At 62.0% G+C, this 21,604-nt stretch carries 12 protein-coding genes and 1 pseudogene; 7 read left to right on the forward strand and 6 right to left on the reverse strand.

The genetic code is table 11. The features are described from left to right. Positions 1–6: 6 nt before the first annotated feature. Positions 7–2,205 carry an OsmC domain/YcaO domain-containing protein gene (locus TU80_RS12865; RefSeq protein ID WP_057004615.1) on the reverse strand — a complete coding sequence of 733 codons (2,199 nt, stop codon included), beginning with the start codon at positions 2,203–2,205 and terminating at the stop codon, positions 7–9. Positions 2,206–2,502: 297 nt separating this feature from the next. On the opposite strand from TU80_RS12865, the pseudogene TU80_RS33955 reads away from it, so the two are divergent. Next, positions 2,503–2,691: pseudogene (locus TU80_RS33955) on the forward strand (PAS domain-containing protein); the annotation flags it as partial. Positions 2,692–2,943: 252 nt separating this feature from the next. Beyond that, the gene (locus TU80_RS12870) at positions 2,944–3,984 is read left to right on the forward strand and encodes a methyl-accepting chemotaxis protein (protein ID WP_411221045.1); all 1,041 of its coding nucleotides are present in this window, start codon (positions 2,944–2,946) and stop codon (positions 3,982–3,984) included. Between the two features lie 74 nt (positions 3,985–4,058). On the opposite strand, the gene nirD is transcribed toward TU80_RS12870, so the two are convergent. Then, positions 4,059–4,421, reverse strand: coding sequence for a nitrite reductase small subunit NirD (gene nirD / locus TU80_RS12875; protein ID WP_057004617.1), 363 nt, complete (start codon positions 4,419–4,421; stop codon positions 4,059–4,061). Next, positions 4,421–6,982, reverse strand: a complete 2,562-nt coding sequence (nirB, locus tag TU80_RS12880) for a nitrite reductase large subunit NirB (protein ID WP_017846423.1) — start codon at positions 6,980–6,982, stop codon at positions 4,421–4,423. Before nirB ends, nirD begins: the two co-directional genes overlap by 1 nt. A 517-nt stretch (positions 6,983–7,499) precedes the next feature. Between nirB and TU80_RS12885 the strand changes: the two genes are divergently transcribed. After that, positions 7,500–11,555, forward strand: a complete 4,056-nt coding sequence (locus tag TU80_RS12885) for a bifunctional nitrate reductase/sulfite reductase flavoprotein subunit alpha (protein ID WP_057004618.1) — start codon at positions 7,500–7,502, stop codon at positions 11,553–11,555. Between the two features lie 81 nt (positions 11,556–11,636). Here the strand turns inward: TU80_RS12885 and TU80_RS12890 are convergent, their stop codons facing one another. Together TU80_RS12890 and TU80_RS12895 are read right to left on the reverse strand one after the other, a co-directional pair. Continuing rightward, positions 11,637–12,116, reverse strand: coding sequence for a P-loop nucleotide/nucleoside kinase family protein (locus TU80_RS12890; protein ID WP_046383619.1), 480 nt, complete (start codon positions 12,114–12,116; stop codon positions 11,637–11,639). A gap of 94 nt (positions 12,117–12,210) precedes the next feature. Continuing rightward, positions 12,211–13,119, reverse strand: a complete 909-nt coding sequence (locus tag TU80_RS12895; RefSeq protein WP_057004619.1) for a LysR substrate-binding domain-containing protein — start codon at positions 13,117–13,119, stop codon at positions 12,211–12,213. A gap of 177 nt (positions 13,120–13,296) precedes the next feature. On the opposite strand from TU80_RS12895, the gene TU80_RS12900 reads away from it, so the two are divergent. Both TU80_RS12900 and TU80_RS12905 read left to right on the forward strand, forming a co-directional pair. After that, positions 13,297–14,133, forward strand: coding sequence for an alpha/beta fold hydrolase (locus TU80_RS12900; protein WP_057004620.1), 837 nt, complete (start codon positions 13,297–13,299; stop codon positions 14,131–14,133). A 70-nt stretch (positions 14,134–14,203) separates the two neighbouring features. Further along, the gene (locus TU80_RS12905) at positions 14,204–15,124 is read left to right on the forward strand and encodes a bifunctional helix-turn-helix transcriptional regulator/GNAT family N-acetyltransferase (RefSeq protein WP_057004621.1); all 921 of its coding nucleotides are present in this window, start codon (positions 14,204–14,206) and stop codon (positions 15,122–15,124) included. 33 nt (positions 15,125–15,157) lie between these two features. Here TU80_RS12905 and TU80_RS12910 read toward each other — a convergent pair whose 3' ends face one another. After that, a complete protein-coding gene (locus tag TU80_RS12910) occupies positions 15,158–16,561 on the reverse strand; it encodes an MFS transporter (RefSeq protein ID WP_057004622.1) in 1,404 nt (467 codons plus the stop codon). Between the two features lie 352 nt (positions 16,562–16,913). Between TU80_RS12910 and TU80_RS12915 the strand changes: the two genes are divergently transcribed. After that, complete coding sequence (locus tag TU80_RS12915) at positions 16,914–19,622, forward strand: type VI secretion system Vgr family protein (protein WP_057004623.1); 2,709 nt, start codon at positions 16,914–16,916, stop codon at positions 19,620–19,622. Next, complete coding sequence (locus tag TU80_RS12920; RefSeq protein WP_046383624.1) at positions 19,619–21,526, forward strand: phospholipase D-like domain-containing protein; 1,908 nt, start codon at positions 19,619–19,621, stop codon at positions 21,524–21,526. The genes TU80_RS12915 and TU80_RS12920 overlap by 4 nt, the downstream gene beginning before the upstream one ends. Positions 21,527–21,604 lie beyond the last annotated feature (78 nt).

A 21,604-nucleotide genomic window follows, 5' to 3' on the forward strand; every position in this document is an offset into this window, starting at 1 on the left:
ACCGCGTCAGGCCAGGGTGACGTTGGCCCGCGCGCTATGCAGTTTTTTATAGCTCTCGATCAAGCGCAGATGCCGGTCCAGCCCTTCCAGCTTCATGCTGGTCGGCGTCAACCCATAAAAGCGCACGCTGCCGTTGACCGAGCCGATCACCGCATCCATCCGCTCGTTACCGAACATCCGCCGGAAGTTGGCCTCGTAGTCCGCCAATTCCAGGTCTTCATCCAGTTCCATCTCCAGCACCGCGTTCACCGCCTGGTAGAACAGGCCGCGCTCGACGGTGTTGTCGTTGTACTGCAGGAACATTTCCACCGCTTCCTTCGCTTCCTCGTACTGTTGCAGGGCGAGGTAGATCAGCAGCTTCAATTCGAGGATGGTCAGTTGGCCCCAGGCGGTGTTGTCGTCGAACTCGATGCCGATCAAGGTGGTGATATCGGTGTAGTCGTCCAGTTCGCTTTCCACCAGGCGTTCGGCCAGGGCCTTGAGCTGCGCGTCATCCAGGCGATGCAGGTTGAGGATGTCGGCGCGGAAAAACAGGGCTTTGTTGGTGTTGTCCCAGATCAGGTCGTCCACCGGATAGATTTCCGAGTAGTTCGGCACCAGGATGCGGCAGGCGGTGGCACCGAGGTGCTCATACACCGCCATGTACGATTCCTTGCCCATGTTCTCGAGAATGCCGAACAGCGTCGCGGCTTCTTCGGCGTTGGAGTTTTCGCCCTGGCCGGAGAAGTCCCACTCGACGAATTCGTAATCCGAGCGGGCACTGAAGAAGCGCCACGAGACCACGCCGCTGGAGTCGATAAAGTGCTCGACGAAGTTGTTCGGCTCGGTCACCGCGTGACCTTCGAACGTCGGCTGCGGCAGATCGTTCAGGCCTTCGAAACTGCGGCCTTGGAGCAATTCAGTCAGGCTGCGTTCCAGTGCCACTTCCAGGCTCGGGTGCGCGCCGAACGAGGCAAACACACCGCCGGTACGCGGGTTCATCAAGGTCACGCACATCACCGGGAACTCGCCGCCCAGCGAGGCATCCTTGACCAGCACCGGGAAGCCCTGGGCTTCCAGCCCCTGGATCCCGGCCAGAATACTCGGGTACTTGGCCAGCACGTCAGCCGGCACATCCGGCAGGGCGAATTCACCTTCGATGATTTCACGCTTGACCGCCCGCTCGAAGATCTCCGACAGGCACTGCACCTGGGCTTCGGCCAGGGTGTTGCCGGCGCTCATGCCGTTGCTCAGGTACAGGTTTTCGATCAGGTTGGACGGAAAATACACCACCTCGCCGTCCGACTGGCGCACAAACGGCAGTGCCACAATCCCGCGGTCTTCATTGCCCGAGTTGGTGTCGAACAGGTGCGAGCCACGCAACTCGCCGTCGCGGTTGTAGATGTTCAGGCAGTAGGCGTCGAGGATTTCCGCTGGCAGTTCATCCTTGCGCCCAGGCTGGAACCAGCGCTCGTCCGGGTAATGCACGAACGGCGCATTGGCCAGTTCTTCGCCCCAGAACTGATCGTTATAGAAGAAGTTGCAGTTGAGGCGCTCGATGAACTCGCCCAACGCCGAGGCCAACGCGCTTTCCTTGGTCGCGCCCTTGCCGTTGGTGAAGCACATCGGCGAATGGGCATCGCGGATATGCAGCGACCACACGTTCGGCACGATATTGCGCCACGAGGCGATCTCGATCTTCATGCCCAGGCCGGCCAGGATGCCCGACATGTTGGCGATGGTCTGCTCCAGCGGCAGGTCCTTGCCCACGATGTAGGTGCCCGCCTCGGAAGTGGAATTAGGCATCAACAGGGCCTGGGCGTCGGCGTCGAGGTTTTCCACCTCTTCGATCACGAACTCAGGGCCGGCCTGTACCACTTTCTTCACCGTGCAACGGTCAATAGAGCGCAAGATGCCTTGGCGATCCTTGTCGGAGATATCTGCCGGCAATTCCACCTGGATCTTGAAAATCTGGTTGTAACGGTTTTCCGGGTCGACAATGTTGTTCTGCGACAACCGGATATTGTCCGTGGGGATATTGCGTGTCTCGCAGTACAACTTCACGAAGTACGCCGCACACAATGCCGACGAAGCCAGGAAGTAATCGAATGGCCCCGGCGCCGACCCGTCGCCTTTATAGCGAATCGGTTGATCGGCGATCACCGTGAAGTCATCGAACTTGGCTTCAAGTCGAAGGTTGTCGAGAAAGTTAACCTTAATTTCCATACGGGATTACCAAAATAGCGAACTTCAAATTGGCCGCCATTATCCGGCATTTGCGTTTGAAGTCTTGTGCTTTCGCGTTTCGGCCGCCAACTGACAGGGCTGAATACCTGATTTCGACCGCTGCAATGTTGCTGTTTGAGATTGTCAGACAAACAGTCTTCAACTTATCTGAACGGGTGCCGATGTCCTACAGGCAATTCTGGGAGTAGTCGAATGCGCAATAACCAACCCGTGACACAGCGCGAGATTTCGCTCGCGCCTTCGCAGAAGCTCATCTCCGCAACCGATGTTAAAGGGATGATCACTTACTGCAACGATGCTTTTGTCGATATCAGCGGTTTTGAACGCGCCGAGTTGATCGGCGCCCCGCAGAATATCGTGCGCCATCCCGACGTCCCGTCAGCCGTTTTTTCCCATATGTGGTGCGCGCTCAAGCAAGGCCTGCCGTGGATGGGTATCGTCAAGAATCGCTCGAAAAACGGCGACCATTATTGGGTCAATGCTTACGTCACACCGATCTTCGAAGGCAGCCGCGTGGTGGGCTTCGAGTCGGTACGGGTCAAGCCGAGCGCCGATGAGATCCGACGTGCCCAGGCGCTTTACCGGCGTTTGAGCCAGGACAAATCGGCGGTTTCGCGCCGGGACAGTTGGCTGTCGACGTTATTCGACAGCGTGCCCTACGTCGCCACCGGGCTTGCCGGTGCCGTGGGCGGGCTGTTCCTCAGTGCGCCGCTGGCCATGGCCGTGGCGGTAGCCGTTGCGGTGCCCGTGAGCATGATCGGCGCGCAGGTGCGTCGGCGTGCAACGTTACGCTTGCTTTCGGGCGTCGAACCGTCGACCTCGGATGCGCTGATTGCGCAGATGTACAGCGATGAACACGGCCCCCAGGGTCGCCTGGAAACCGCGTTCCTCAGCCAGAACGCCCGGCTGAAGACCTGCCTCACCCGCCTGCAGGACAGTGCCGAGCAGCTCAACGCGCTGGCCGGGCAATCCAACCGACTGGCCACGGCCAGCTCGACCGGCCTTGACCGTCAACGCGTCGAAACCGAGCAGGTCTCGGCCGCCGTCAACCAGATGGCCGCAACCACCCAGGAAGTCGCCAGCCACGTGCAGCGCACCGCGGATGCCACCCAGCAAGCCAACGTGCTGACCGGGCGTGGCCGCGAGGTGGCCCGCGATACCCGCGAAGCCATCGAGCGCCTCTCCGCCGTGGTCGGCGAAACCGGTGTCACCGTGGCGCAGTTGGCCCGCGACAGCGACGAAATCGGCACTGTCGTCGACGTGATCAAAGGCATCGCCGACCAGACCAACCTGCTCGCCCTCAACGCCGCGATCGAGGCGGCGCGTGCCGGGGATATGGGCCGCGGCTTTGCCGTAGTCGCCGACGAAGTCCGCCAGTTGGCGCAACGCACGTCGCACTCCACCACCCAGATCCATGACTTGATCACCAAGCTCCAGGCGTCGTCCAGCAACGCTGTACAAAGCATGGAGCACGGCCAGCGCCAGGCGCAGGAAGGCGTGGCCCGGGTGCTTGAGGCCGACCAGGCGCTGGTCGGCATCAGCGAAGCGGTGTCCCACATCACCGAGATGACCACCCAGATCGCCGCCGCCACCGAAGAACAAAGCGCGGTGGCCGAAGAGATCAGCCGCAACATCACCACCATCGCCGAACTGGCCGACCAGACGTCGGTCCAGGCCCATCAATCCGCGGACCTGAGTAAGGAACTGACCCACACCGCGTCCACCCAATACGCACTGGTTGAACGTTTCAACCGCTGACGGCGGATAGGCACGCGCCCATTCTCCACATGCCGCAGGCAGCTGGAGGATGGGCGCCTTCGGCCGACCTCGCCTCAACTCACCCCCAACTCCACCACCCCCGCATTCAACCGCACCGGCCATACCCGCAAGCGCTGCTGCGGTGTCTCCAGGCATTGGCCGTCCGCCAGACGGTAATGCTGTTTGTAGATCGGCGCAGCCACCACTAGATCGCCCTTGATACTGCCGACCAGCCCGCGGCCGATCACGTTCGCGCCGGATTCCGGGTCATGGTTGTCGATGGCGTAGAGGGTCTGGTCCGGCGCGTCCGGCAGGTAGAACAGCGCGACTTGTGCGCCGTCGTACCACACCACCACGCCGGAATTGTTCACCAGGTCGCTTTCGCTGCACACGCTTTTCCAGGTGGCAAGGTTACGCAAAGTGTTGGACTGGCTCATCAGGCAAGCTCCTCGATGACGGGAATCAGGTTGAGTTCGGCGGCCATGATCGGCCGGCGCTGGCCGCGTTCGTGGACAAAATGGATGTCCGGATCCGGGCGTTTGTCGTTGACGAAGGTGCGGAAGCGTTTGAGTTTTTCCGGGTCTTTGAGGGCATTGGCCCATTCGCATTCGTACCGGTCGACCACCAGTTGCATTTGCGCTTCGAGTTCGGCGCCCAGGCCCAGGCTGTCGTCGAGGATCACGTCCTTGAGGAAATCCAGGCCGCCTTCCAGGCTTTCACGCCACACCGAGGTGCGTTGCAATTTGTCGGCCGTGCGGATGTAGAACATCAGGAAGCGGTCGATGTAGCGGATCAGCGTGGCGTCATCCAGGTCGGTCGCGAACAGCTCGGCGTGGCGTGGGCGCATGCCGCCGTTACCGGCGATGTAGAGGTTCCAGCCCTTCTCGGTGGCGATCACACCGACGTCTTTGCTTTGCGCTTCGGCGCATTCGCGGGTGCAGCCGGACACCGCGAACTTGAGCTTGTGCGGCGAACGCAGGCCCTTGTAGCGGTCCTCGATCAGCAGCGCCATTTTCACGCTGTCCTGCACACCGTAGCGGCACCAGGTGCTGCCGACGCACGACTTCACCGTGCGCGTGGATTTGCCGTAGGCGTGCCCGGTTTCAAACCCGGCGTCGATCAGCTCGGCCCAGATGTCCGGCAACTCATGCAATTGCGCGCCAAACAGGTCGATACGCTGGCCGCCGGTGATCTTGGTGTAGAGCTGGTATTTCTGCGCGACCACACCGATGGCGATGAGTTTTTCTGCGGTGATTTCGCCGCCCGGAATACGCGGCACCACCGAATAGGTGCCGTTCTTCTGCATATTGGCCATGAACGTGTCGTTGGTGTCCTGCAACGGCACCAGCGAGGCGTCCATGATCGGTTGGTTCCAGCACGATGCGAGGATCGAGCCCACCGCCGGTTTGCATACATCGCAACCAGTGTGGCCACGGCCGTGCTTGGCCAGCAACTCTTCGAAGGTGATCACCCCTTCCACGCGTACCAGGGCATACAACTCCTGGCGGGTGTAGGCGAAGTGTTCGCACAAGCTCTTGTCGACGCTGACGCCACGGGCGACCAGTTCATGCTCGAACACCTGCTTGAGCAAACCGGCGCAGCCGCCGCAACCGGTGCAGGCCTTGGTCTGCGCCTTGAGCAGGCCGAGGTCGGCGCAACCGCTGTCGATGGCCGCGCAAATCGAACCTTTGGTGACGTTATGGCAGGAACAGACGGTGGCCGACTCCGGCAACGCGCCAGGGCCGAGGCTCGGTGCGCCGGCGGACGACGGCAAGATCAGGCCGGCCGGTTCGGACGGCAACGCAATGCCGTTCTGCATGTACTGCAGCAAGGTGTCGTAGTAGCTGTTGTCGCCGACCAGCACCGCGCCGATCACCTGCTTGCCGCTGGCGTCCACCACCAGGCGCCGGTAGCTGGCGCTGGCCTCGTCGATGAACTGGTAGCTGCGCGCACCGGGGGTGTGTGCATGGGCGTCGCCGATGGAACCCACGTCCACCCCCAGCAGTTTGAGTTTGGTCGACATGTCCGCGCCGACAAAGGGCTCGGCGGTCTGCCCGCACAACAGGGCGGCCACCCCTCGGGCCATCTGGTAACCCGGCGCGACCAGGCCGAACAGGCTGCCGTTCCACGACGCACACTCGCCGATCGCGTAGATGTCCGGGTCGCTGCTCAGGCATTCATCATTGATCACCACCCCGCCGCGCGGGCCGATCTCCAGGCCGGCCTGGCGGGCCAGTGCGTCCTGGGCGCGGATGCCAGCGGAGAACACGATAAGATCAGTTTCCAGAAATTCGTCATTGGCAAAGTTCATGCGATAGCGGTACTGCTCGCCCGCGCTGATCGATTGAGTGGCGCGGGACAAATGCACGCCCACGCCCAGGCGCTCGATCTGCGCCTTGAGCGCCAGCCCGCCGAAGTCATCCAGTTGCACCGGCATCAAGCGCGGCGCGAACTCCACCACATGGGCTTCAAGGCCCAGGCTTTTCAGGGCGTTGGCGGCTTCCAGGCCGAGCAGGCCACCGCCGACCACCACACCACGCCGCGCATTCGCGGCGGCGCCACGGATGGCATCGAGGTCTTCAAGGGTGCGGTAGACCAGCCGCGAATCGCCTTGCGCGCCGTCGATCGGCGGCACAAACGGATAAGAGCCGGTCGCCAGGACCAATTTGTCATACGCCACGCTGCCTGTAGCGGTGATCACCTCACGGCGGGCGCGGTCGATTTCCAGTACCGGCGCCCCCAGGTGCAGGGTCACGCCCGGCGTCTGGTACAGCGAAGCGTGCGACAACGCCAGCGACTCGGCATCACGGCCAGTGAAGTATTCGGACAAATGCACGCGGTCATAGGCACGCATCGGCTCTTCGCTGAACACATGCAGGCGATAGTGCTCCAGGGCGCCGCGCTCGATCAGTTGCGCCACACAATGATGGCCGACCATGCCATTGCCGACGACGATCAGGGTTTTCAGCTGTTTCAGACTGGCGAGAGTGGAATTCATATCAAGCACCCGACAAAGCTCATCACGGTTTAAAAAGCAAAAAAAAACGCCTGAAACCTTGCGGTTCCAGGCGCCTTTGCCTGTTCTGATGCGGGGTCGATCCGGACGTCTTCGCCGGTTCTACCGCTGGTGCCCATGACCTGTATGGCCTGTCGATCGTCGTTGACCGAGGTGGGTTGTACAGTGTGCTTGCAGGCTCTGTGCCAACCAGCCGCCATGCCCGTCGCAAAGGCTGCAAACGGTGCTCAACCCTGCCAGACACCGCTGGTTGTGCCTCCAACTGGTGCGCTCCGGCGTCATAAAAGTGCACTTCTGCGCGTGACGGGCCCGCGCTGGGGGCAACCAGGCCCGTCACAGCGGCGTGTGAAAAACCTGGCGCGTGACTTGCTAGGAATACGCATACCAAGCAGTCAACGCAGACTGCCACTCACGACAAAGGCGCCGTGTAATCCCCGTTTCCAACGGAGGGTTGCAGGGCGTTTTTTTATGGGCGGCAGAAATGATCCGAGGGTTACCGATGGCAAACCAAAGTGTACGCAGCGTGTGTCCTTATTGTGGCGTGGGCTGCGGCATCGTCATGCAGGTCGAGCACAACCGCGTGGTCAAGGTGATCGGCGACAAGGCCCACCCCACCAACGCCGGCCGGCTCTGCACCAAAGGCACCACCTGCGGGCAAGCCATCGCCGAGTCCGGCCGCATGGAAAACGCCTACCTGCGCCAGGCGCGGGAGCATGACCCGGTGCGGATCGGCATGGACAAGGCCATCAGCGAGACCGCCGGCCGCTTGCGCGCCATCCTCGACCGCGATGGCCCGGACGCCCTGGCGTTCTACGTGTCCGGGCAGATGTCGCTGGAAGCCCAGTACCTGATCAACAAATTGGCCAAGGGCTTTGTGCGGACCGCGCATATCGAATCCAACTCACGCCTGTGCATGGCCAGCGCCGGCAGCGGCTACAAACTCTCCCTCGGTGCCGACGGGCCGCCCGGCTCGTATGAAGACTTCGACCGCGCCGACCTGTTCTTCGTGATCGGCGCCAACATGGCCGACTGTCACCCGATCCTGTTCCTGCGCATGATGGACCGGGTCAAGGCCGGCGCCAGACTGATCGTGGTCGACCCGCGGCGCAGCGCCACGGCCGACAAGGCCAACCTGTTCCTGCCGATCAAACCGGGCACCGACCTCGCGCTGCTCAACGGTTTGCTGCACCTGCTGGTGAAAAACGGGCACACCGACCCGGCCTTTATCGCCGCGTTCACCGAAGGCTGGGAGGCCATGCCCGGCTTTCTGGAAGACTACCCGCCGCATCGGGTCGCCGAACTGACCGGCCTGGCCGAAGCCGACATCCGCCAAGCCGCCGACTGGATCGGCCAGGCCGCCGAGTGGATGAGCTGCTGGACCATGGGCCTCAACCAAAGCACCCACGGCACCTGGAACACCAACGCGCTGTGCAACCTGCACCTAGCCACCGGCGCGATCTGCCGCCCCGGCAGCGGGCCGTTCTCCCTGACCGGGCAACCCAACGCCATGGGCGGTCGTGAAATGGGCTACATGGGCCCCGGCCTGCCTGGGCAGCGCTCGGTGCTGGTCGACGCCGACCGCGCATTTATCGAAGCACTGTGGAACCTGCCCGCCGACAGCCTGCCGCGCCAGGCCGGCAGTGGCACCGTGGGCATGTTCGAACAAATGGCGGCCGGGCAGATCAAAGCCTGCTGGATCATCTGCACCAATCCGGTGGCCAGCGCGCCCAATCGCCAGACCGTGATCGAAGCGCTGCAAAGCGCCGAACTGGTGATCACCCAGGATGCGTTCCTCGATACCGAGACCAATCGCTACGCCGACATCCTCTTGCCCGGCGCGCTGTGGGCCGAAGCCGAAGGGGTGATGATCAACTCCGAGCGCAACCTGACCCTGATGCAAAAAGCCGTGGAGCCACCCGGCGAGTCGCTGGCCGACTGGCAGATCATCGCCAGGGTCGCGTGCGAAATGGGCTTCGCCGACGCTTTCACGTATGCGTCCGCCGCCGAGGTGTTCGACGAGATCAAGCGCGCCTGGAACCCCGCCACCGGCTACGACATTCGCGGCGCCAGCTATGCGCGCCTGCGCGAACGACCGCTGCAATGGCCGTGCGCGTCGATTGAGGCCGCAGAGCGCAACCCGATCCGCTACTTGAACAACGGCATCAACCAGCCCCTCAAGACCGACGCCGACGGCCGCCAGCCGACGATCGTTTTCGCCACCGAACACGGCAAAGCCCGGTTTTTCCCGCGCCCGCACCTGTCCCCGGCGGAAATGCCCGATGAAGCGTTCCCGTTCGTGCTCAACACCGGCCGCCTGCAACACCAGTGGCACACCCTGACCAAGACCGGCAAGGTCGCCACGCTGAACAAACTCAACCCCGGCCCTTTCGTGGAAATCCACCCCGACGACGCCGCCAGCCTGGGCATCAAGCACAAAGACCCGGTCGAGGTGCGCTCACGACGCGGCCGCGCCGTGCTGCCTGCGGTGATCAGCGACCGTGTGCGGGCGGGCAACTGTTTTGCGCCGTTTCACTGGAACGATGTGTTCGGCGACAACCTGGCGATCAACGCCGTGACCCATGACGCGGTCGACCCGATTTCGTTGCAGCCCGAGTTCAAGTTCTGTGCGGTCGCCCTGCAACGGGTCGAGCTGATCGAGCACCAGTTCCTCGATGTATCGGCACCGGCCGCCCACCCCGTTTCCCCCTTAACAGAGGAACTCGCCATGTCGCGCCTCGACGCCTTCGCCGACCTGGTCGGCATCCGCAACCTGCCGTCGCCGTCATTGAGCGACAATGAGCGTACCTACCTCGCCGGTTTTCTCAGTGGCCTGCAATCCAGTGCTGCGCGCCAGGCCAGCGGTGTTCCGACACTGCCGGCGAATGCGCCCGTGGCCAGGGACGCGCGGCTGTGGCTGGACGGCCTGTTGGGCGGCTTGTTCAGCCGCACCGAGGCCAGCGCCGTGGCACCGGCGCCCGCTGCCGACACCCCGGCCGTCACCTTGCTGTGGGCCTCGCAAACCGGCAACGCCGAAGCCTTGGCCGAGCGCTTTGCCCAACGCCTGCGCGCCGGCGGCATCGCGGTGGAGCTGAGCGCGATGGCGGACTTCCCCGCGAGCAAACTGGCGCACACGCAGAACCTCGCGCTGATCAGCAGCACCTTCGGCGACGGCGACCCGCCGGACAACGGCGAAGGTTTCTGGCACAGCCTGACCCTCGCCGAAACCCGCCTGGAGTCGCTGCGCTTCGCGGTACTGGCGTTGGGCGATCCCAACTACGACCAGTTCTGCCAGCACGGCAAACAACTCGACCGGCGCCTGCTCGAATTGGGCGCCACGCGCTTGCTGGAGCGCGTCGACTGCGATACCGAATTCGAAGAGCGCGCCGATGCCTGGTTCACACAGTTCCTACACACCCTCAACCCGGCAACGCCCATCGCGCTCGCCACGCCGAGCGGCAAACCCAAACCTCATGCGTCACGGTTGCTGCTCAACCTGCACCTGAACCAGCAAAGCCCGCACAAGGAAACCCGCCAGTTCTCCCTGGACCTGGCGGACTCCGCGCTGACCTACGAAGCCGGCGACGCCCTGGGAGTGATGCCACGCAACTGCCCGGAACTGGTCAGCGAGTTGCTCGAGCTGACGCGCCTGGGTTCCAGCACCTGCGTAAACATCGACAGACTCGGCGACGTGCCGCTGCACCAGGCCCTGACCGAGCACTTTGAAATTGCCCGGCCCAACAGCGAGACCCTGGCCTTCATTGCCGCACGCAGCGCCAAGCCAGGCCTGAAACACCTGCTCGAACCTGAGCGCAAAGCCGAACTGAAAGATTGGCTGTGGGGCCGGCAACTGGCGGACGTGCTGCACGAATACCCCGTCGACTGCTCGGCGGACGAACTGCTCGGCACGCTCAAGCGCCTGCAACCGCGCTTGTATTCGATCGCGTCCAGCGCCAAGGCGTACCCGCGTGAAGTCCACCTCACCGTGGCGGCCGTGCGCTACGGCAAGCGCAAGGGGGTGTCGTCCACCTTCCTCGCCGACCGTGCCGGCAACGGCGAAGTGCCGGTGTTCGTGCAGCCCTCCAAGCACTTCCGGCTTCCCGCCGACGGCGATGTGCCGATCATCATGATCGGCCCCGGCACCGGCGTGGCGCCCTTCCGCGCGTTTTTGCAGGAACGTCGGGCCCTGGGGCATCAGGGCCGCAACTGGCTGTTTTTCGGTGAGCAACATGCGGCGAGCGATTTTTACTACCAGGATGAACTGCAGGGCATGCAGCGCGACGGTTTGCTCAGCCACCTGAGCCTGGCGTTTTCCCGCGACCAGGCGCAGAAGATCTACGTGCAGGATCGCATCCGCGAACACGGCGCCGAGCTGTGGCGCTGGCTGCAGGAAGGCGCGCAGTTGTATATCTGCGGGGATGCCAGCCACATGGCCAAGGATGTCGACCAGGCGCTGCGCCAGGTTGCCCATCGCCACGGCGGGCTGGGCGTCGAGAGCGCCGTCGATTACTGGCGGCGGATGAGTGAGCAGAAGCGTTACTTGCGCGATGTCTACTGAGCCGTGACAGAACGGTCACGCCGCGTCAGTGTCGGCGTGACCGATGACATCAGCGCTGAAATCCCGCTGGCCATTCCATGCTCATGGGCGATGGACCTCAATGACCAAGCCCTCGTCCTCACTCGGCACACAGAAGTGGCGGGTGATCAGTTCGAACTCGGCATCGGTCGCGGCAAAGTCATGCTCACCCTGGGCATTGCGAGCATGCAGGCGGCTGCGGCAGGTGTCGTCATCCAGCTCCAGATAGTGCAGGCGATGTTCCACCTGTGCGGCCTGGGCCAGGCCACGCAACCACTCGCGACTGGCCAGGGTGTTCGCCGGGAAGTCCAGCACCACGTTGACGCCCGACTGCAGCAGATCGATCACCAGCGGCCCCAGGACCCCGCGAATGCGTTGGGCGCAGCGCACGTAATCGGCCACCGCGAGTATTTCACCGGGATAGAGTTGTGCCAGCCACAGGTCTTCGCTGAGCAAGATGGCGGCGTGTTCACTGACGAGCGCCTTGGCAAGCGTCGACTTGCCCGAGGCGATCTTGCCGCACAGCAGGTGCAGGGTGGGCATAAGGAAAGGCTCCGTTTTCGCTGTCGAAGGATGTTTGAAATACGCGTAGAACGCTTACATTGCCACATGGTTGGCGCAAGCGGTTTCGCTCCCGTCAGCCCTCATTCTGCAACTGCGCCTCAAGCCAGGCCAACAGCGCCATCACCTCGGGGTGGTTGCCGCCTCCCTGCTGCCGGTACACCGAGAGCGCCTGCGGTAAATGCACGCTCTCGACACACGGCCTTACCAGCGCCCCGCTTTCAATCAGCCGGCTCGCGGTGCGCCGCCAGCCCATGGCGATCCCATGCCCTTCGACAGCGGCCTGGAGCATCAGCGGGTAGCTGTCGAACGTGGCGCTGCGCGCGTCGCTGGCCAACGTCTGACCGAACACCTGCAACCAGCTGTCCCACTCCATCAAATGGGGCGGCTCGGAGCTGTGGTGCAAAAACGTACAGGGCTGCAGCTCGCTGAGGTGCAGCGGTCGTTCCGCACTCAGGTAGGCCGGGCTGCACACCGGGAACACCTCGTCGGCGGCAGAGAACATCAACGCATGCGGCCCGCTGGCGCGCCGCGTGCTTTGCAGGGCCACATCGAAGTGGTCATTGAATTCGGCGAGTGGCCGGGTGGACGTCACCACTTGGATTTCGATGGCCGGGTATTGCTGGTGGAAGCTCGACAGCCGCGGCATCAGCCAGTAAAACGCTTCGCACAACTGACAGAGCAGGACCACACGGTTGCGCTGGGGCGTCGCACGCAGAGCGGCGGCCTTCTCGCTGATGCTGAGCAGTGCCTGGCTGACCACCTGCGCCAGTTCACGCCCCTCTTGCGTGAGAAACACCGCGCGATTGCGCCGGCAGAACAGCTTCACCCCGACGTTGTCCTCAAGCCCGCGGATCTGCCGGCTGACGGCGGCCTGGGTGATGTGCAGCTCATCGGCGGCCCTGGAGAAACTCTCCAGGCGCGCCGCCGCCTCGAAGGGCAACAAGCTGGCGAGCGGCGGTAAGGTTTTGCCGAACATATTCATAATCTGAAGTTATGCATTCAGGGCCGAGAACTCGTTTGTAGCACAGCATCGGGGTTATGCACCATGCAGGCACGGCCTCATGGATAAGCCTGATGACCGCTGCGCACTCCTCAACATTCGCCGGTGTCGGGCGGCGTGTTCATAACCGTTCGCATCATCCTCACAGGAGATTCATCGATGACCATCGTGCGTGACGCCATTGCATTACCCGACACCTTTGATTTCCACGGCCAGGCCGTGCGCTGGGGGCACATCGGCACGGCGGGACCGGCGCTGGTGATGGTTCACGGCACGCCCTTCTCGTCCCAGGTCTGGCGGCGTATTGCGCCGTTGTTCGCGCAACGGTGTCGCGTGTTCTATTACGACCTGCTCGGCTACGGCCAGTCGGAAAAAGCCCCCGGCCAGGACGTCTCCCTCGGCATGCAAAACACCCTGCTCACGGCGCTGCTCGAGCATTGGCAACTGGACCGCCCGCACGTGCTCGCCCACGATTTCGGCGGTGCCACGGCGCTGCGCGCCCATCTGCTGGATGGCTGCAACTACGCCAGCCTGACCTTGGTCGATCCCGTCGCGATGGCGCCCTGGGGCTCCCCATTGATCCAGCACGTGCGTCTGCACGAATCGGCGTTCAGCGAAGCACCGGCATATATCCACGAGGCAATTGTGCACGCCTACATCCAAGGTGCCGCCTTCAAGCCGCTGCCGGCCGAGGTGCTGCAAACCTATGTCGCACCGTGGACCGGCGAAACAGGCCAGATGGCCTTTTATCGACAGATCGCACAGATGGATCAACGCTACACCGACGCGATCGAACAGCGACTCGCCGAGATCCGCTGCCCGGTGACGCTGCTGTGGGGCGAGGAAGATCAGTGGCTCGCCGTGGCGCAAGGCGACGCACTCGCGAGCCGGCTGGCGGAGCCGACCTGCATTCGCGTCCCGCACGCGGGGCATCTGGTGCAGGAAGACGCACCGGAAGCCATCGTTGCCGCGCTGATGAAGGTGCTGTTCGGCTGAATTAAACATATTGACATGATTGCCTAAGGCAACAATATAATTGCCCAAGGCAACTATTAGAGCGCACATCATGTCCACTCCCCTGCTTGTGCAGCGCGCCGGTATCGTGCGCGGCTTCAACCGTTTCTATACGCACCAGATCGGCGTGCTGCAGGAACACCTGCTGCAAAGCGACTTCTCCCTCACCGAAATCCGGGTGATGTACGAACTGTCCTCGCGTGGCGACCTGACCAGCGCCGACTTGTGTCAGATGCTCAGTCTCGACGCGGGTTATTTGAGCCGGTTGATAAGCGGGCTAGAGAAGAAGGGCTTGATCCAGAAAGTCCGCTCGATCACCGATGCGCGCGCGGTGCAACTGCACCTCAGCGACCTCGGCCGGTCAGTCCTGGCTCCGCTGGAAGAGAAAACCCAGCAAGAAGTCATGGCCTTATTGAGTGCCTTGCCCGAGCCGCAACAACAGCAATTGACCGCAGCCATGCAGCGCATTCAGACGTTGCTGCAAGGCAGCACGCCGAACTACGTGTTGCGCGACCCCCAACCTGGCGATATGGGCCTGGTGGTGCAGCAGCAATCGGCACTGTATGCGCGAGAATACCAATGGAATTGGGAGTTCGAAGCGTTGGTGGCGGAGATTGTCGCCAAGTACCTGCGCGAGTTCGACCCGACCCGTGAGCGCTGCTGGATCGCGGAGAAAGACGGCGCGGTGGTAGGTTCAGTGTTCGTCGTGCGCCATGACGACAGCACCGCTAAGTTGCGCATGCTCTACGTCGACGCGAGTGCGCGGGGCCTGGGCATCGGCCAGCGTCTGGTGGACGAATGCCTGCGCTTTGCCCGACATGCCGGGTACACGCGCATGATGCTGTGGACCATGAGCGCCCTCACCGACGCACGCAGGCTCTACCAGAAAGCCGGTTTTGAGCTGGTTGAAGAAGAGCCCACTCTCAGTTTCGGCAAGCCATTGATCAGCCAGACCTGGGCGCGTGCGTTGTGATGCGGGGCTGGCACGACTCAAGCCCCGCCCGGTTTACAGGTCGGTGATTTCCTTGTGGCGCGGCACGAGCGTCTTCATCACGCTCCAGGCCACCAGGTACGCCAGCGCACAGATCGCGAACATGATCATGTAGCCGGTGTGGATATCGCCGATGGACTTGTAATAATCGAACACCCAGCCGCCGACCTTGGTCATCACCACCCCGCCCAGGCCACCGGCCATGCCGCCGATACCGACCACCGAGGCCACGGTTTTCTGCGGGAACATGTCGGACACGGTAGTGAAGATATTGCACGACCACGCCTGGTGCGCCGACGCTCCCACGCCGATCAGCAACACCGGCACCCAGAAGCTGATGTAGCCCAACGGTTGCGCCAGCAGCACCACCAGCGGGAACAGCGCGATGACCAACATGGCTTTCATGCGGCCGTCGTAGGGCGCATCACCACGCGCCATGAAGTAGCTGGGGAACCAGCCGCCGCCGATGCTGCCGACCATGGTCATGCTGTACAGCACCGCCAGCGGCATGACGATATCGGCGCCTTTCATGCCGTACTGCGCCGACAGATAAGTCGGCAGCCAGAACAGGAAAAACCACCACACGCCGTCAGTCATGAACTTGCCGAAGGCAAAGGCCCAGGTCTGGCGATAGGTCAGCAGTTTGAACCATGAGACTTTTTGCGACGCCGCGCCTGCAGACTGCGCGGTGAACGGCTGGACCGTCTGATCGCTGCGGATGTAGGCCAGCTCCTCGGCCGACAGGCGTTTTTGCTGATCGGGCTTTTCATACAGCGCGGCCCACACCGCGACCCAGATGAAGCCGAGCATGCCGATGATCATGAACGCCGCTTCCCAGCCCCACACCCCGGCGATCAGCGGCACACAGATCGGCGCCAGGATCGCGCCGACGTTGGCGCCCGAGTTGAAAATACCGGTGGCCAGCGAGCGTTCTTTCTTGGGGAAATACTCGGCGGTGGCCTTGATCGCAATCGGGAAGTTGCCCGCCTCGCCGATCGCCAGCACCGCACGGGCCAGCATAAAGCCCGCGATCGACACCGGAATCACCGCCAGGCCAATCGCGCCGCTCACGGCCGCGATCCCCTCGCCCATCGGCACCGCGAACGCATGCATGATGGCGCCGGTGGACCAGATGCCGATTGCCACGACATAGGCCGCCTTGGTGCCGATCTTGTCGACGAACCGCCCGGCGAACAGCATGGAAATCGCATAGACAAACTGGAACACCGCCGCAATGTTCGCGTAATCGGTGTTGCTCCAGCCAAATTGCGTGGACAACTGTGGCGCCAACAGGCTGAGCACCTGGCGGTCGAGGTAGTTGACGGTGGTGGCGAAGAACAGCATCGCGCAGATGGTCCAGCGATAGTTGCCTACCGCTTGGCCCACGCGATGGGCGTTGATGGGCTCGTTCAAGTTCATGGCATCACTTTTTATTTTTGTTAGATAAGACATATGTAACGTCATATGTCGTCGTACAACTGTGACTTTTATAGCGGGCGCCCTCTGCGCTGTCAATCTGAAATATTGCCGTTTATCTGGGTATTCTGCGGATACAGCGCTGACCATGAAAACCATGGTTGTAGGATGACACGCCAAATTGCCAAGTTCGGCGCCTCACTGAGGACATCGTCGAGCACGCCGCATTCCCTGTGTGAGCGGGAGCGCAAAAACACGTTCAGGAAGTGGCTGTCTCGTAAAGGCGAATCTTCCGACATTAATCACCGAGACCAAATCTTTACTCTTCGGGCTTTCGCGCCTAGGAGTAAAAGGAATGGCTTCCAGCGTATTACCGAGCGTTTTCTTCGACCATCGTCGGCACACGCTCACTGTTTGCGATGTTGACGAGTCGCTCGACGTCCTGGCCTTCGAGGGCACAGAAGGCCTGAGCCAACCATTCAACTATGCTGTGGAATTCACCAGCACCGACGGCGACATTGCCGCTGAAAAGATGCTCGGCCAAAACGCCTGCTTCAGTCTGTACGGGGCGCCGCAGCCTCCGCCCTTTCGCGGCCTGAGCGTGCCCTCGAGCGAACCGCTGCGTGTCTTGCACGGCGTGGTTACCGGCTTCAAACGCCTGTCCGGCTCCGTTGATGAAGCCCGCTACGAAATCACTCTGCAACCGCGCCTGGCCCTGCTTGGGCGAGGCCGCCAGTTCCGCATTTATCAACACCAATCTGTCCCGCAGATCGTCGAAAGCATCCTGCGCAGCCGCCACGACTTTGAAGGCCAGGACTTCCTCTTCAAGCTGGTGCGCGAATACCCCAGGCGCGAGCAGGTCATGCAATATGGCGAAAGCGACCTGGCCTTTATCTCGCGCTTATTGGCCGATGTGGGCATCTGGTATCGCTTCACCCACGATGAGCGGTTGAACATCGACGTGGTGGAATTTCACGACGACCAGCGTCATTACACGTTCGATGTCGAGCTGGCCTACCGTCCGCAATCCGGGCTCAGCAGCAGCGGAAAAGACAGCACGTGGGGCCTGCAATCGAGCCACCACGTGGTGGAAAAACGCGTCAACATCCGCACCTACCATCACCACGTGGCCAACGCTCACCTGAATGGCGAGATCGACCAAACGCGTGGCGCCAGCGGTACCTACGGCGAGGCTTATCACTACGCCGAAGCGTACACGGGGATGGGCGACCGATACGCCCATGACGAAGACCTGCAAAGCGAAAGTGGCTACTTCTATGCTCGCCTGCGTCACGAGCGTTACCTCAACGGCCAGACCCGACTCAGCGGCGTCAGCAGTAGCGCCGCCCTGGCGCCCGGCCAGGTCCTGAACATCTCCGGCGGCGCGCCGCAAGCCTTTGCTCCCGGCGCGGTGATCACGCAACTGACCACCCACGCCGCCCGCGATCGCAGTTTTGAAATCAACTTTGAAGCCATTCCCTACTCGGAAACCGTGTGCTTTCGCCCAGCACTGCCGCCAAAACCTCGGATCGCCGGCACCGTCCCGGCCCGCGTCACCAGCCCGCAGGAGCACGACCCCTACGGCCACATCGACATCGAAGGCCGCTACAAGGTCAATTTCCTGTTCGACCGCGACACCTGGAAACCCGGCGAAGAAAGCCTCTGGCTGCGCCTGGCCAGGCCCTACGCCGGCGACACCCACGGCTTGCACCTGCCGTTGATCCCCAGCACCGAAGTGGCGATCGCCTTTGAACAAGGCGACCCCGACCGGCCCTACATCGCCCATGCCCTGCACGACAGCCAGCATCCTGACCATGTGACCTTGCGCAACTACAAACGCAACGTCTTGCGCACCCCCGCCAATAACAAATTGCGCATGGACGACACGCGAGGGCAAGAACACGTGAAGCTCAGTACTGAGCACAGTGGTAAGAGCCAGCTCAACCTGGGGCATTTGGTTGATGCCAAGCGCCAACCGCGAGGCCAGGGCGCGGAGTTGCGGACCGATGGGCATGCCGCCATTCGTGCCGGCAGTGGGATCTTGATCAGTGCCGACGCACAACCCAAGGCTCAGGGACACATGCTGGAAATGAGCGCCGCGCTGGGCCGGTTGCAACAGGCGAGTGACCAGTTGGAAGGATTATCGACCGATGCCCAGGCCGCCAACGCAGATCCAGCGGATGTGCAAGCGCAACTGAAATTGATGCGAGACCAGCTCGATCAACTCAAGGCCTCGGTCGTATTGCTCAGCGCCCCCCAAGGCGTTGCCGTAACCAGCGGCCAGCACCTGCAATTGGCCGCTCAGGACAACCTGATGATCAACGCCGGAGCCGAGGCGGATATCAGTGTGGTCAAGCGCCTGTTCATCGGCGTGGGACAAGGGGTAAGCCTGTTCGTGCGCAAGCTGGGCATCCAATTGATCGCCAACCAGGGCCCGGTAAAAATCCAGGCACAAAACGACGCGCTGCAACTGATGGCCCGCCATGGTTTGGAGATCATCAGCAGCGAAGATGAAATCCGTATCGTCGCGAAGCAGAAAATCACCCTGAATGCCGGCGGCAGCTACATCACCCTCGATGCGAGCAGCATCGAGTCAGGGACCCTGGGCGACTACCTGATCAAATCGGCGTACTTCGAAGCCCTCGGTCCAGCCAGCCAGAAAGCCGCAGATCCGGAGTACCCACAAAGCCTGTTCAAACAAGCGTTGCGGTTCAACGTGCCGCAAACCCCCAATGCCCCTGATCAAGGCTGGGCAGGCATGCCCTACACGCTCTACGCCGATGGTGCAGTGCTCAATCACGGCGTATTGGACAAGTCCGGGCAAGTGTCGATCGACCACGCGGTCGTGACGCAGCAGTACCGAATGGTGTTGGCCAACGGGGTGAGCTACCAGATCCCGGTGCCTACTGACTATCGCAATGCCGAACAAGCACACCTGGCCAATGGCGGCATGCACAACCACCTCTCGCGAGCCGACACCGAGGTGAGCCAACCCACATCGCACACGGATCACCGTGCCCTGTATGCCGCCGTGATCAATGACCAGGAAGGGAAAACTTCATGACTGAACCCGATATCGTCGCCCCCGTCGCCCTGCAACACACACAGCAGGTGACCTGCTCTGCGCCCTGGTACGTGCCGAACACCGAGTACCCTCCTGCGAAAGCCACCTATAAGCCGCTGATCAACGGTGAAGAAGCCTTCGAGGCCGTGCATCTGGCTATCGCCCAAGCCACTAAAACCATCGACATCATCTGCTGGGGGTTTCAACCGTCGATGTACTTTATCCGCGATGGCAGTGCCCCAAGCATTGGCGAACTGCTGATGACCAAAGCCGGGAAAGGGATCGAGGTTCGGGTGCTCGGTTGGGAGATGCCGTTCAATGCTGCGGGCGCAGGGGGCGAGGCCAACCTTCCCGGTAAAGGACCGCTTCGTATCAAGGATCGGGCGATGCAGAGCTCCACCGCTGACCAATATACCGAAGATCGGAAATGGTTTTCCCGATGTGCATTCGCCGATCACTTAGCGCCCGCGATCCGAGTGGCTCGTAATGTGCCGGTGTTTGTCGGCCGCGGTTTCAGCATGTATGAACGGGCTGAAATTGCCTATCAGGCCAAATACAAAAGCCTCGACCCACAGCTCAGCCTCAGCACGTTGGGCGTGCTGGCCAGCACTGCGACCCACCATCAGAAGACCGTCCTGATCGACTATGAACAGACAGACCGCGCCGTTGGTTTTGTCATGGGCCACAACATGCTCGACGAGTACTGGGACACCGACAAGCACTCAGCACTGAACCGCACCGAGGGCAGCAAGCCTGCACCCAATCGCGGGCCGCGTGGCAACACACCACGCCAGGATATTTCCAGCCAGATCAGCGGGCCGATTCTAGAGCACCTGCACCATAACTTCGCCACTGCCTGGCGCAAGGAAACCGGTGAAGACCTGCTCGCATCGCGCAAAGCGATGGCGGTGGCCCCCCAACTGCAATGCGCCCCCGGCGTCACCCGCCAGCTGGCCCAAATCGTGCGTACCCAGGCACAAGACGGCAAGCGCGATATCGAAAAGATCTACCTGAAGGCGGTCAACAACGCGACCCAATTCATCTACATCGAGAACCAGTACTTTCGCTGGCCGCCATTGGCCGAGGCCATCAAAGCGGCGGCCGAAGTCCAAACCGGCGCTGGGCGTGATCCGGGTCTGCATGGAAACTTACACCTGTTTGTAATCACCAACGCCAGCCCAGACGGCGTGGGGCCGGGGAGCTTGAACACCCAGCGCATGCTCGAAAGCCTCGGACGCGGCGATACCATTCCTGAAATCACCAAGTTGCAGCGCATTGAACAGGCCAAAGCCCAAGCCAACGCGCAGACGCCGACCTTGGCTGAACTGCTTGAGCGACAAGCCTTGCTCACGTTGACCAGCCTGACCGACGCACTGGGGGGTGGCGAGATAAGCGATAAGGCCCGTGAAGCCCAACGGGACGCCGCCAGAAACAATGCGTCTCGACAGATAGCTCTCAAAGCCCAGATCGCGGCGATTGAGCAAAGCACGCTTGAACCAGAGTCGCGCCCAGGCCTGAAAATCCACGTGTGCTCACTGGTCGCGCCTGATTCGCCGGCGGGGCAGCAGTGGATGCCGGTGTACATCCATTCCAAGCTGATGATCGTCAATGACGTGTTCACCACCCACGGCTCGGCGAATATCAACACGCGCAGCATGCAGGTGGATAGCGAGCTGAACATTGCGCATGAGTGGATGAGTGTGACGCGGGCGTTGCGGCGACGGTTGTGGGATCTGCATACGGATGGGAGGGGGGCGCAGGATGATCCGAAGGAGGCGTTCGATGCTTGGACGGGCATCATCAAAAAAAACAAAGATCTACAGGCAGATAAGAAAACAGGAGTGCCCTGGGCCCCACTTGTCAAATTTCACTACGGCGAAAAGATCGTGAAGGACCTTGACTGATGTGCAGACTCCTATTGCTGACAAGCCTGCTGCTGGCTGCCTGCGATAACGGCAGCGCCCCTACTCACCCTACTCAGG

It is taken from the genome of Pseudomonas veronii (genome assembly GCF_001439695.1).
Lineage (GTDB): Bacteria > Pseudomonadota > Gammaproteobacteria > Pseudomonadales > Pseudomonadaceae > Aquipseudomonas > Aquipseudomonas veronii.